The sequence below is a fragment of the Bordetella genomosp. 9 genome (genome assembly GCF_002119725.1).
Lineage (GTDB): Bacteria > Pseudomonadota > Gammaproteobacteria > Burkholderiales > Burkholderiaceae_B > Bordetella_C.
Window position 1 is genome coordinate 1,328,840 of the sequence record NZ_CP021109.1, and the last position, 12,730, is coordinate 1,341,569.

The 12,730-nt window shown below is 64.8% G+C and carries 12 protein-coding genes; 11 read left to right on the plus strand and 1 reads right to left on the minus strand.

Annotation, left to right across the window (positions count from 1 at the left end):
- Positions 1–15 precede the first annotated feature (15 nt).
- Genes nuoE through CAL13_RS06230 form a run of 11 tightly spaced genes read left to right on the plus strand, consistent with a single transcriptional unit; the run spans position 16 to position 12,199 of the window.
- Positions 16–510, plus strand: a complete 495-nt coding sequence (nuoE, locus tag CAL13_RS06180; protein WP_086056629.1) for an NADH-quinone oxidoreductase subunit NuoE — start codon at positions 16–18, stop codon at positions 508–510.
- Positions 507–1,874 carry an NADH-quinone oxidoreductase subunit NuoF gene (gene nuoF / locus CAL13_RS06185; protein ID WP_086056630.1) on the plus strand — a complete coding sequence of 456 codons (1,368 nt, stop codon included), beginning with the start codon at positions 507–509 and terminating at the stop codon, positions 1,872–1,874. The genes nuoE and nuoF overlap by 4 nt, the downstream gene beginning before the upstream one ends.
- Before the next feature lie 13 nt (positions 1,875–1,887).
- A complete protein-coding gene (gene nuoG / locus CAL13_RS06190; RefSeq protein WP_086071840.1) occupies positions 1,888–4,215 on the plus strand; it encodes an NADH-quinone oxidoreductase subunit NuoG in 2,328 nt (775 codons plus the stop codon).
- On the plus strand, positions 4,215–5,288 hold the full coding sequence (nuoH, locus tag CAL13_RS06195; protein ID WP_086056632.1) for an NADH-quinone oxidoreductase subunit NuoH: 1,074 nt from the start codon (positions 4,215–4,217) through the stop codon (positions 5,286–5,288). The genes nuoG and nuoH overlap by 1 nt, the downstream gene beginning before the upstream one ends.
- Before the next feature lie 20 nt (positions 5,289–5,308).
- Positions 5,309–5,797 carry an NADH-quinone oxidoreductase subunit NuoI gene (nuoI, locus tag CAL13_RS06200; RefSeq protein ID WP_086056633.1) on the plus strand — a complete coding sequence of 163 codons (489 nt, stop codon included), beginning with the start codon at positions 5,309–5,311 and terminating at the stop codon, positions 5,795–5,797.
- Between the two features lie 16 nt (positions 5,798–5,813).
- Complete coding sequence (locus CAL13_RS06205) at positions 5,814–6,461, plus strand: NADH-quinone oxidoreductase subunit J (RefSeq protein WP_086056634.1); 648 nt, start codon at positions 5,814–5,816, stop codon at positions 6,459–6,461.
- Positions 6,458–6,766, plus strand: a complete 309-nt coding sequence (gene nuoK / locus CAL13_RS06210; protein ID WP_066639044.1) for an NADH-quinone oxidoreductase subunit NuoK — start codon at positions 6,458–6,460, stop codon at positions 6,764–6,766. Before CAL13_RS06205 ends, nuoK begins: the two co-directional genes overlap by 4 nt.
- An 18-nt stretch (positions 6,767–6,784) precedes the next feature.
- The gene (gene nuoL, locus CAL13_RS06215; RefSeq protein ID WP_086071841.1) at positions 6,785–8,821 is read left to right on the plus strand and encodes an NADH-quinone oxidoreductase subunit L; all 2,037 of its coding nucleotides are present in this window, start codon (positions 6,785–6,787) and stop codon (positions 8,819–8,821) included.
- Positions 8,822–8,833: 12 nt separating this feature from the next.
- Entirely contained in the window at positions 8,834–10,321 is a 1,488-nt protein-coding gene (locus CAL13_RS06220; protein WP_198297924.1) for an NADH-quinone oxidoreductase subunit M, read from the plus strand.
- 9 nt (positions 10,322–10,330) lie between these two features.
- Complete coding sequence (nuoN, locus tag CAL13_RS06225) at positions 10,331–11,809, plus strand: NADH-quinone oxidoreductase subunit NuoN (RefSeq protein WP_086056637.1); 1,479 nt, start codon at positions 10,331–10,333, stop codon at positions 11,807–11,809.
- A 54-nt stretch (positions 11,810–11,863) separates the two neighbouring features.
- Complete coding sequence (locus CAL13_RS06230; RefSeq protein WP_086056638.1) at positions 11,864–12,199, plus strand: DUF2818 family protein; 336 nt, start codon at positions 11,864–11,866, stop codon at positions 12,197–12,199.
- On the opposite strand, the gene CAL13_RS06235 is transcribed toward CAL13_RS06230, so the two are convergent.
- Complete coding sequence (locus CAL13_RS06235; RefSeq protein WP_086056639.1) at positions 12,165–12,584, minus strand: YkvA family protein; 420 nt, start codon at positions 12,582–12,584, stop codon at positions 12,165–12,167. The genes CAL13_RS06230 and CAL13_RS06235 overlap by 35 nt on opposite strands.
- Positions 12,585–12,730: the final 146 nt, after the last annotated feature.

Here is a 12,730-nt window from a genome sequence, read left to right on the forward strand (position 1 = left end):
TTCCGGATTCAAACTATGCTGCTTTCCGAACAGGCTTACCAGAAAATCGACCGGGAGCTCACGAAGTTCCCGGCCGACCAGAAGCAGTCGGCCATCATGGCCGCTCTTGCGATCGCGCAGGACGAGAAAGGCTGGGTGTCGACCGAGATCATCGAGGACGTCGCCACCTACCTGGGCGTCCCTCCCATCGCGGTCCAGGAAGTCGCCACGTTCTACAACATGTTCAACGTGACGCCGACCGGCAAGCACAAGATTTCCGTCTGTACCAACCTGCCGTGCGCGCTGCGCGATGGCGAGAAAGCCGGCGACTACCTGAAGCGCAAGCTCGGCGTCGACTATCGCGGCACGACCGCCGACGGCATGTTCACGCTGATCGAAGGCGAATGCATGGGCGCCTGCGGAGACGCGCCGGTGGTGCTGGTGAACAACAAGCATATGTGCGTACGCATGACCGAGGCACGCCTCGATGAACTGGTTGCCAGTCTGCGCGCGCAAGGAGAAACGGCATGAACGCGCCGGACCTGTATCGCCAGTTCGCGCAGGGGCTGGACCCCAACCCCATGGGCGATCTGTCGCAGTCGATGTGCCTGCACGGACGTCATATCCAGCCGCAGATTCTGGCGGATCTGGACGGCACCAACTGGCGGCTGGAAGACTACGTCAAGCGTGGCGGCTACGAGGCGCTGCGCAAGATCCTGACCACCGGCATGAAGCCGGAAGACGTCATCGCCGAAGTCAAGGCCTCGGGCCTGCGCGGCCGCGGCGGGGCGGGTTTCCCCACCGGGTTGAAGTGGAGCTTCATGCCCCGCACCTTCCCGGGCCAGAAGTACCTCGTATGCAATTCGGACGAAGGGGAGCCGGGCACGTTCAAGGACCGCGACATCCTGCGCTTCAATCCGCACATCGTGATCGAAGGCATGGCCATCGCCGCCTACGCCATGGGCATCTCCGCCGGCTACAACTACATCCACGGCGAAATCTTCGAAGTCTATGAGCGCTTCGAGGAAGCCCTGGAGGAAGCCCGTGCGGCAGGGTTCCTGGGCGAAAGAATCCTGGGGTCGGACTTCAGCTTCCAGCTGCACGCGTTCCATGGCTACGGCGCCTACATCTGCGGCGAGGAAACCGCGCTGCTCGAATCCCTGGAAGGCAAGAAGGGCCAGCCGCGCTTCAAGCCGCCGTTCCCGGCCAGCTTCGGCCTGTACGGCAAGCCCACCACGATCAACAACACCGAAACCTTTGCCGCGGTGCCGTGGATCATCCGCAACGGCGGCCAGCAGTATCTGGAAGTCGGCAAGCCGAACAACGGCGGCACCAAGATCTTCTCGATCACGGGCGACGTCGAGCGGCCGGGCAACTACGAAATCCCCCTGGGGACGCCGTTCGCCAAGCTGCTGGAACTCGCCGGCGGGATGCGCGGCGGCCGCAAGCTGAAAGCGGTGATCCCCGGCGGCTCGAGCGCGCCGGTGCTGCCCGCCGACATCATGATGGACACGACCATGGACTACGACGCCATCGCGAAGGCGGGGTCCATGCTGGGTTCGGGCGCCGTCATCGTCATGGACGAGACCCGCTGCATGGTGAAGTCGCTGCTGCGTCTTTCGTATTTCTATTACGAGGAAAGCTGTGGGCAGTGCACGCCTTGCCGCGAGGGCACGGGCTGGCTGTATCGCATGGTGAATCGTATCGAGCACGGCCACGGCCGCCCCGAGGACCTCGACATGCTGGACAGCGTGGCGGGCAACATCATGGGCCGCACCATCTGCGCCCTGGGCGATGCCGCCGCGATGCCGGTACGCGGCTTCCTCAAGCACTTCCACGACGAATTCGCGTACCACATCGAGCACAAGAAGTGCGTGGTCCCGCAATATCTGTAGGTCAGGAACAGCAATGGTTGAACTAACCGTCGACGGCAACAAGGTAGAAGTGCCCGAAGGCAGCATGGTGATGCATGCCGCCCAGAAACTCGGGCAGTACGTGCCGCATTTCTGCTACCACAAGAAGCTTTCCATCGCGGCCAACTGCCGGATGTGCCTGGTCGAGGTCGAAAAGGCGCCCAAGGCGCTGCCGGCCTGCGCCACCCCTGTGACCAACGGCATGGTGGTCTACACGAACTCCGAAAAGGCCAAGGCCGCCCAGAAGTCGGTGATGGAGTTCCTGTTGATCAACCACCCGCTGGACTGCCCGATCTGCGATCAGGGCGGGGAATGCCAGTTGCAGGATCTCGCCGTGGGCTACGGCGGCTCGGCTTCGCGCTATCACGAAGAAAAGCGCGTGGTGTTCCATAAGGACCTGGGCCCGCTGGTATCGGCCGAGGAAATGAGCCGCTGCATCCACTGCACGCGCTGTGTCCGCTTTGGCCAGGAGATCGCCGGCGTGATGGAGCTGGGCATGATCAACCGGGGCGAGCACTCCGAGATCACGTCCTTCGTCGGCCGCGCCATCGAGTCCGAACTGTCGGGCAACATGATCGATCTGTGCCCCGTTGGCGCGCTGACGTCCAAGCCGTTCCGCTACAGCGCCCGCACCTGGGAACTGGCGCGCCGCCGTTCGGTCAGCCCGCACGACAGCCTGGGCGCCAACCTGGTGGTGCAGGTCAAGAACGACAAGGTCATGCGCGTCGTGCCTTTCGAGAACGAAGCCCTGAACGAATGCTGGCTGAGCGACCGCGACCGTTTCTCGTATGACGGCCTGAACAGCGAAGACCGCCTGGCCACGCCCATGATCAAGGGCGCCGACGGCCAATGGCAGGAAGCGTCCTGGGCCGATGCGCTGCAGGCCGTGGCGCAGGGGCTGGCGCGCGTGCGCGACAACTTCGGCGGCGGCCAGATCGGCGCGCTGGCGACCGAATACGCCACCACCGAGGAATATGCGCTGCTGGGCCGCCTGGTCCGCGCGCTTGGTTCGGAGAACATCGACTTCCGCCTGCGCATGACCGATCCGGCCTTCGGCGCCGCCCTGACCGGGGCGCCCTGGCTCGGCATGCCGGTGGCAGATTTGGATACGCTGGATCGCGTGCTGGTGGTGGGCTCCGTCCTGCGCAAGGATCACCCGCTGATGGCGCAACGCCTGCGCCAGGCGGCCAAGCGCGGCACGCAGGTGCTCCTGGTCGACAGCATCGCCGAAGATCCCCTGATGCCGGTCACCGGCCGCATCACCGTGGCGCCGTCGGCGCTGCCGCGCGCCCTGGCCGAAGTGGCCGTGGCGCTGGCGCAGGCCAAGGGCCAGGACGTTCCCGCCGAATTCGCCGGCGTCGCCCCGGGCGAGCAGGCCAAGGTGATCGCGGCCAGCCTGGCTTCGGGCAGCCAGGCCGCGGTCCTGGTGGGCAACATGGCGGTGTCGTCGCCGCAGGCCGCGACGCTGGCCGCCAATGCGCAAAGCATCGCCACGCTGGCGGGCGCGCGCTTCGGTTTCCTGACCTCGGGCGGCAACACCGTGGGCGGCTATCTGGCCGGCGCCGTGCCGGGCAAGGGCGGCAAGACCGCCGCCGCCATGCTGGCCGATCCGCTCAAGGCCTATATCGTGCTGCACGCCGAGCCGCTGCTGGACGCCGACAACGGCGCGCAAGCTGTGGCCGCGCTGCGCGAAGCGCAGTTCGCCGTGGCTCTGACGCCGTTCCGCTCCGCCGCCGCGGACTGGGCCGACGTCATGCTGCCCGTCGCGCCGTTTACCGAAACCTCGGGCACCTTCGTGAACGCGCAGGGCCTGGCGCAAAGCTTCAAGGGCACGGTCGTTCCGTTCCAGCAGACCCGTCCCGCGTGGAAGGTGCTGCGCGTGCTGGGCAACGTGCTGCACCTGCCCGGCTTCGATGACGAGACCTCCGAATCCGTCCGCGATGCCGTGCTGTCGGGCGGCGTGGAAGGGCGCCTGTCCAACCGCATCAACGCAGCGCCCGGCTTGGGCCAGGCCGCCGGCGCCCTGGAACGCGTCGCCGACGTGCCGATCTACCGCAGCGATGCCATCGTGCGCCGCTCCGCGCCGCTGCAGGCCGCGCCGGCATCCCGTGCGCCGGCCGCCCGCATGAATGGCCAGACCCTGGCCAGCCTGGGTCTGACGGCGGGCGTCAAGGTGCGCGTGCGCGGCGCCGCCGGCGCCGTCGAACTGGAAACGGTGCAGGACGAAACCGTGGCGGACCGCGCCGTACGGGTGTCCGCCGGCTTCGAACAAACGGCCGCACTGGGCGGCGCATTCGGTGAACTGAGCGTGGAGCGTGCCTGATGGAATGGCTCAACACTTTGGAAAGCCATGGGCAGGCCTTGCTGGGCGCAACCCCGTGGCTCGTGGTCTGGACCATCGTCAAGATCGTGGTCATCGCGGTCCCCATCATTCTGTGCGTGGCCTATCTGACGTACTGGGAACGCAAGATGATCGGTTTCATGCACGTGCGCATGGGTCCGAACCGGGTGGGCTTCCGCGGGTTGCTGCAGCCCTTCGCCGACGTGTTCAAGCTGCTGACCAAGGAAGTGGTGGTGCCCTCGGCGGCCAACCGCATCCTGTTCGTGGTGGCGCCGGTGGTCACGCTGATGCCGGCGCTGGCGGCCTGGGCCGTGGTGCCGTTCGGCCCCGATGTGGTGCTGGCCAACGTCAATGCCGGTCTGCTGTACATCATGGCCATCACGTCGGTCGGCGTCTACGGCGTCATCGTGGCCGGCTGGGCGTCGAACTCCAAGTACGCGTTCCTCGGAGCGCTGCGCGCTTCGGCGCAGATGGTGTCGTATGAACTCGCCATCGGCTTCGTGCTGGTCACCGTACTGCTGGTGTCCGGCAGCCTGAACATGACCGACATCGTGCTGGGGCAGACCCGAGGCTGGTTCGCGGACCACGGCCTGACGTTCCTTTCGTGGAACTGGCTGCCGCTGCTGCCGCTGTTCGTGATCTACGTGGTCTCCGCCGTCGCCGAAACCAACCGCCACCCGTTCGACGTGGTGGAAGGCGAATCGGAAATCGTCGCCGGCCACATGGTGGAGTACTCGGGCATGGCCTTCGCCCTGTTCTTCCTGGGCGAATACGCCAACATGATCCTGTTGTCGGCCCTGGCCTCCATCATGTTCCTGGGCGGTTGGACCTCGCCCATCGACGTGGCGCCGCTGACCTGGATCCCGGGCTGGATCTGGCTGGGTCTGAAGACCTTTTTCATCGTGTCCCTGTTCGTCTGGTTCCGCGCGTCGTTCCCGCGCTACCGCTATGACCAGATCATGCGCCTGGGCTGGAAGATCTTCATTCCGCTGACCGGCGTGTGGCTGCTCGTCGTGGCAATCTGGATGCAGACGCCCTGGAACATTTGGCGCTAGCGATAGGCAAAAGGCAGGATATGGAAGCGATCAAGGATTTCTTCGGCAGCCTGTTGCTGTCCGAACTGCTCAAGGGCATGCGCCTGACGGGCAAGTATTTCTTCAAGCGCAAGGTCACCTTGCGTTACCCCCAGGAAAAGACGCCGGCCTCGCCGCGCTTCCGCGGGCTGCACGCCCTGCGCCGTTATCCCAACGGCGAAGAGCGGTGCATTGCCTGCAAGCTGTGCGAAGCTGTGTGCCCGGCCCTGGCCATCACCATCGAGTCGGACGTGCGCGAGGACGGCAGCCGCCGAACCACGCGCTATGACATCGACCTGACCAAGTGCATCTTCTGCGGTTTCTGCGAAGAAAGCTGTCCGGTGGATTCCATCGTGGAAACCCACATCCACGAATACCACGGCGAAAAGCGCGGCGACCTGTATTTCACGAAGGACATGCTGCTGGCGGTCGGCGACCGTTACGAGGCGGAAATCGCCCGCCGTCGCGCCGAAGACGCGCCCTACCGTTGATGCCGGGTAAGACTCCATGACTTTCACGACTTTTCTGTTCTACCTACTGTCCATCGTCCTGGTGGTGGCGGCTTTCCGCGTCATTACGGCGCGCAGCCCCGTCACCGCGGTGCTGCACCTGATCCTGGCGTTCTTCAACGCCGCCATGCTGTGGATGCTGCTTGGCGCGGAATTCCTCGGGCTGCTGCTCGTGCTGGTCTACGTCGGCGCCGTCATGGTGCTGTTCCTGTTCGTCGTGATGATGCTGGACATCCGCATGGCGACGTTGCGGCAAGGCCTTCGCACCTATCTGCCGCTTGGGCTCGTGATCGGCCTGATCCTGGTCCTCGAGATCTCCTTCGTGCTGGGCACGACGTGGATGGACGCGGGCGCCCCGGCCGCCATGGCGGGCGACTACAACAACGCCCGCGCGCTGGGCACGGCCATGTACACCCAATATGTGTATGCGGTTGAAGTCGGCGCCGTCCTGCTGCTGGTCGGCATGGTGTCGGCGATTGCGCTGACCCTGCGCCGCCGCCGCGACGTCAAGTACAACAATCCGGCCGAAGCGGTGCGCGTGCGCGCCAAGGACCGCTTTCGGCTGGTAAGCATGCCGGCGCAGAGCGAGCGCGCCCAGGCCGCGCGCGCCGCGGCGGCCGTCCCGTCCCAAGGAGAACAGAAGTGACGTTGACGCTGGCCCATTACCTGATACTGGGGGCGATCCTTTTTGCCATCGGCATCTTCGGCATCTTCCTGAACCGCCGCAATCTGATCATCCTGCTGATGTCCATCGAGCTGGTGCTCCTGGCCGTCAACATGAATTTCGTGGCGTTTTCGAGCTGGTCGGGCGACACCGCCGGCCAGGTGTTCGTGTTCTTCATCCTGACGGTGGCGGCCGCCGAGGCCGCCATCGGCCTGGCCATTCTGGTGCTGTTGTTCCGCAACCTGAACACGATCAACGTCGACGAACTCGATCGCCTGAAGGGCTGACGGAGTCCAGGAATAACAATGTCTAGCTCCCCCAATCTCTACCTGCTCATCGCGCTGGCGCCCTTGGCCGGCGCCATTCTGGCCGGCCTGTTCGGCACCGGGTTTCTCGGCAAGCCCATCGGGCGCCGCGGCGCGCATTGCATCACCATCCTGGGCGTCCTGATCTCCACCATCGGCGCCTTCGTGGTGCTGGGCGACGTCCTGAACGGCCACACGTACGACGGCAACGTCTATACCTGGAGCCTGATCGGCAACACGCAGCTGAATATCGGCTTCCTCATCGACCCGCTGTCGGCCATGATGATGGTGGTCGTGACCAGCGTGTCGCTGATGGTGCACATCTACACCATCGGCTACATGGCGGACGATCCGGGCTACCAGCGCTTCTTCGCCTACATCTCGCTGTTCACCTTCTCCATGTTGATGCTGGTCATGTCCAACAACATGGTGCAGCTGTTCTTCGGCTGGGAAGCGGTGGGCCTGGTTTCGTATCTGCTGATCGGCTTCTGGTACACGCGTCCGACCGCCATTTTTGCGAACATGAAGGCCTTCCTGATCAACCGGGTCGGGGACTTCGGCTTCGTGCTGGGCATCGGCCTGCTGTTCGCCTATGTCGGCTCCATGCAGTACGCGGACGTGTTCAGCCAGGCCGACAAGCTGGCCGGCATGACGTTCCCTGGCACCGACTGGCTGCTGCTGACGGTGGCTTGCATCTGCCTGTTCGTCGGCGCGATGGGCAAGTCGGCGCAGGTGCCGCTGCATGCGTGGCTGCCGGACTCCATGGAAGGCCCCACGCCGATTTCGGCGCTGATCCACGCCGCGACCATGGTGACGGCGGGCATCTTCATGGTGGCGCGCTTCTCGCCGCTGTTCGAGCATTCGGATAAGGCGCTGTCCTTCGTCATCGTGATCGGCGCCATCGGCGCGCTGTTCCTGGGCATCCTGGGCATCATCCAGAACGACATCAAGCGCGTGGTGGCGTATTCGACGCTGTCGCAGCTGGGCTACATGACCGTGGCGCTGGGCGCCTCGGCGTACTCGGTGGCGATCTTCCACCTGATGACGCACGCCTTTTTCAAGGCGCTGCTGTTCCTGGGCGCGGGCTCGGTGATCATCGGCATGCACCATGATCAGGACATCCGGAACATGGGCGGCCTGCGCAAATACATGCCGATCACCTGGATCACCTTCCTGATCGGCACGCTGGCGCTGGTCGGCACGCCGTTCTTCTCGGGTTTCTATTCCAAGGAACACATCATCGAGGCCGCCGGGGCCGCGCACGTGTGGGGGGCGGGCTTCGCTCACTACGCGACGCTGATCGGCGTGTTCGTGACCTCGCTGTATTCGTTCCGCGTCTACTTCCTGGTCTTCCACGGCAAGGAGCGCTTCGATGCGCACGGCCACGGCCATGCCCACGGCGACGACAGCCACGGCGCCGAAGCGCAGGTGCACGGCCACGACGACCATGGCCACAGCGGCCCGCCGCATGAATCGCCGTGGGTGGTCACGCTGCCGCTGATCGTGCTGGCGATTCCGTCGGTCATCATCGGCGCGCTGGTCATCGACCCGATGCTGTTCGGCAAATACTTCCAGGGCGCCATCACCATCCTGCCGCAGCATCCGGCGATGCACGAGCTGACGGAAGAATGGCACGGCTGGGTCGCGTTCGGCCTGCATGCCTTCACCACGCTGCCGTTCTGGCTGGTGGTCGCGGGCGCGGTCGTGGCCTGGTACTGCTACCTGGTCAACCCGCGGGTTCCGGCGGCCATCAAGTCCAGCCTGTCGGGGATCAACGCCATCCTCGAGAACAAGTATTTCGTGGACTGGATTAACGAGCAGGTCATCGCGCGCGCGGCCCGCGGCCTGGGCCGCGGCCTGTGGCAGGCCGGCGATCGCGGTTTGATCGACGGCCTGATCAACGGCAGCGCGCGGCTGGTGGGCTGGGTGGCGGGCGTCAGCCGCCACCTGCAGTCCGGCTTCATTTACCACTATGCCTTCGCCATGATCATCGGCATCTTGGCCCTGGTGACTTTCTTCGTACTGATTCCCCAATAAATGGCTAGCGAGATGGCATCCCAAACTTTTCCCTGGCTTACCCTCGCGGTCTTTGTTCCCATTGTTTTCGGCCTTCTGGTGCTCGCCCTCGGCGGCGACAACCGGCGCGGCCTGACGCTGTGGCTCTCGCTCATCGGCGCGGTGGCGGGGCTGCTGGTGACGATTCCGCTCTACACGGGCTTCGACGCCTCCACGGCGAACATGCAGTTCGTCGAGAACGTGCCCTGGATCAGCACTTTCAACGTCAACTACCACCTTGGGGTGGACGGGATCTCGCTGTGGTTCGTCCTGCTGACGGCCTTCGTCACGATCATCGTGGTGCTGGCCGGCTGGGAAGTGATCACCAGCCGTGTGGCGCAATACATGGCGGCCTTCCTGATCCTGTCCGGGCTGATGATCGGCGTGTTCGTGGCGCTGGACGGGCTGCTGTTCTACGTGTTCTTCGAGGCGACCCTGATTCCGATGTACATCATCGTCGGCGTCTGGGGCGGTCCGAACCGCGTGTATGCCGCGTTCAAGTTCTTCCTGTACACCTTGCTCGGTTCGCTGCTGACGCTGATCGCCTTCATCTACCTGTGGAACGTGTCGGGCGGGTCCTTCGACATCCTGCAGTGGCAACAGCTCAAGCTCGGCATGACGCCGCAGTTGCTGATCTTCCTTGCCATGCTGGCCGCGTTCGCCGTCAAGGTGCCGATGTGGCCGGTGCACACCTGGCTGCCCGACGCCCACGTCGAAGCGCCCACCGGCGGTTCCATTGTGCTGGCCGCCATCATGCTGAAGCTCGGCGCCTACGGGTTCCTGCGGTTCTCGCTGCCGATCGCGCCGGACGCCTCGCACAGCCTGGCGGGACTGATCATCGCGCTGTCGCTGATCGCCGTGATCTACATCGGTCTGGTGGCCATCGTCCAGGACGACATGAAGAAACTGGTGGCCTATTCGTCCGTGGCCCACATGGGCTTCGTCACGCTGGGCTTCTTCCTGTTCAACACGGCCGGCGTGGAAGGCGCCATCGTGCAGATGATTTCGCACGGCTTCGTGTCGGGCGCGATGTTCATGTGCATCGGCGTTCTGTACGACCGCGTGCATAGCCGGCGCATCGCCGACTATGGCGGCGTGGTCAACACCATGCCGCGCTTCGTCACCTTCTTCGTGCTGTTCTCGATGGCCAACAGCGGCCTGCCCGCCACCAGCGGCTTCGTGGGCGAGTTCATGGTGATCATGGGAGCCGTGCAGCACAACTTCTGGATCGGCCTGGCGGCCGCCACGGCGCTGATCCTGGGCGCGTCCTATTCGCTGTGGATGGTCAAGCGCGTCGCCTTCGGCGAGATCGCCAACGACCATGTGCGGGCGCTGACGGACATCAACCGCCGCGAATTCCTGATCCTGGGCGTGATGGCGATCGCCGTGCTGTACATGGGTATCTATCCCAAGCCCTTCACCGATGTGATGCATGCGTCGGTCGAGGCCCTGATGCAACACGTTGCCATCTCCAAACTGTAAGCCAAGACAATGATGCATTCTTCAACTGATTTCGCGCTGGCGACACCGGAGATCCTGCTGCTGATTCTGGGCGCAGCCATCCTGCTGATCGATGCCGTCAGCACGCATCCCACGCGCAAGCTCAGCTATCTGCTCACGCAGGGCACCCTGGTGCTCCTGACCGTCGTTTCGCTGGTCCAGTGGAACGACGGCGTGCAGGGCAGGGCGTTCGGCGGCCTGTACGTGGCCGACGATCTGGCGCACCTGCTCAAGATCGCGTCGTATATCGCGGTGTTCGTGACCTTGGTGTATGGCCGCATCTATTCCCAGTCGCGCGATATGCTGCGCGGCGGCGAGATGTACGTGCTGGCGCTGTTCGGCCTGCTGGGCCAGATGGTGATGATTTCGGCCGGCAACCTGATAACGGTGTACCTGGGCCTGGAGCTGATGTCCCTGTCGCTGTATGCCCTGATCGCCCTGCGCCGCGACAACACCACCGCCACCGAAGCGGCGATGAAGTACTTCGTGCTGGGCGCGCTTGCCTCGGGCTTCCTGTTGTACGGCATGTCGATGATCTACGGCGCGACGGGCCATCTGGATCTGGCGCAGATCGCCGAAACCATCGCCGCCGGCAAGGCGCAGAACCTGGCCCTGGTGCTCGGCGTGGTCTTCATCGTTGCCGGTCTGGCATTCAAGCTGGGCGCGGCCCCTTTCCACATGTGGGTGCCAGACGTCTACCACGGCGCGCCGACCGCGATCACGCTGCTGCTGGGCGCCGCGCCCAAGCTGGCAGCCTTCGCGATCACGCTGCGCGTGCTGATCGAAGCCATGCATACGCTGGCCGCCGATTGGCAGCCCATGCTGCTGATCCTGGCCGTGGTGTCGCTGGCCGTCGGCAATATCACGGCCATCGCGCAGAGCAACTTCAAGCGCATGCTGGCCTATTCGACGATTTCGCACATGGGCTTCGTGCTGTTGGGCTTGGCGTCCGGCGCGGCGGGCGGCCAGACCGGCGCCGCGGCCTACGGTTCGGCGCTGTTCTATATGGTCACCTACGTGCTGACCACGCTGGGCAGCTTCGGCATGGTCCTGCTGCTGGCGCGCGACGGCTTCGAGTGCGATCGCATCGACGACCTGAAGGGCCTGAACCGCCGCAGCCCCTGGCACGCATTCATCGTTCTGCTGCTCATGGTGTCCCTGACCGGCTTGCCGCCCACGGTGGGCTTCTACGCCAAGCTGGCCGTGCTCCAGCCGCTGGTGCAGAGCGGTCACGTCACCATCGCGGTCCTGGCGGTTCTGTTCTCGCTGATCGGCGCGTTCTACTATCTGCGCGTGGTCAAGGTCGTGTATTTCGACGACCCGGTTGGCGATACGCATCCGGTCACGGCATCGTTTGCGCAGCGTGGCCTGATGTCGCTGAATGGCGCCTTGCTGCTGCTGCTGGGCCTGCTGCCCGGCGGCCTGATGGCGGCGTGCGTGCGTGCGGTCCAGACCTCGCTGGGCCTGTAACCATCCCGGTGTGGCGCGCCATCGCGCGCCACATCCAGTGCTAACCGTGGGCCGATGAGTCAAACCCTTGCCGTCTGGCTATTGATCGCGTTGGCCCTGGTCTGCGCGAACCTGCCGTTCGTGAACGAACGGGTATTCGCAGTCATCGTGTGGCGCAAGGACGGCGCCCCGGCCGCCAAGCCGTTCTGGCTGCGGCTGATCGAACTCCTGGTTTTCTATTTCATCGTCGGCGGCCTGGGCTTCGCCTTCGAATCCGCGCTGGGCAACCGGTTCTCCCAAAGTTGGGAGTTCTATGTCATCGCCCTCTGTCTTTTCCTGGTCCTCGCCTATCCCGGCTTTGTCATCCGCTATCTGCTCAAGCGCCGCCGCCCGGCGCGGTTGGATGAATAACCGCCCATAGCAGCCAAAGCGCGATCGCGGCGATCGCAATCCATACCGCCACGACGAACACCGCGCCCGCCCGGCTGCGCGGCCGGGCCAGCTTGCGCGCGGACCACGCCTGCGCACGCTGCGCGCTTTCCTCGCGCACGGGGCGGGGCAACATCCGCAAGGCGGCCCACATCAGCACCGGCACCAGCACCAGGTCGTCCAGCAGGCCCAGCACCGGAATGAAGTCCGGAATGAGGTCGATCGGGCTCAGGGCATAGGCCACGACCAATATCGCCAGGCCCTTGGCGTACCAGGGCGTCGCGGGGTGGCGCAGGGCAAACCACAAGGTCATTGCGTCCTGCCGGGCACGCAACGCCCACAGGCGCCCCAACTTCAGCCATCGCATCGTTCCTCCCCGGCGCGCCTCCGCCTGTTCACTGCCATGTCCCAACCACGTACGCGAACTTGCCGTCGCCAGCTTGCGGTCGCGAGCGTGCGGCGGGGTTCCGGCAGGCGTCCGGTCGCGCCGGCGTGCCCGCGATGCAACACCGA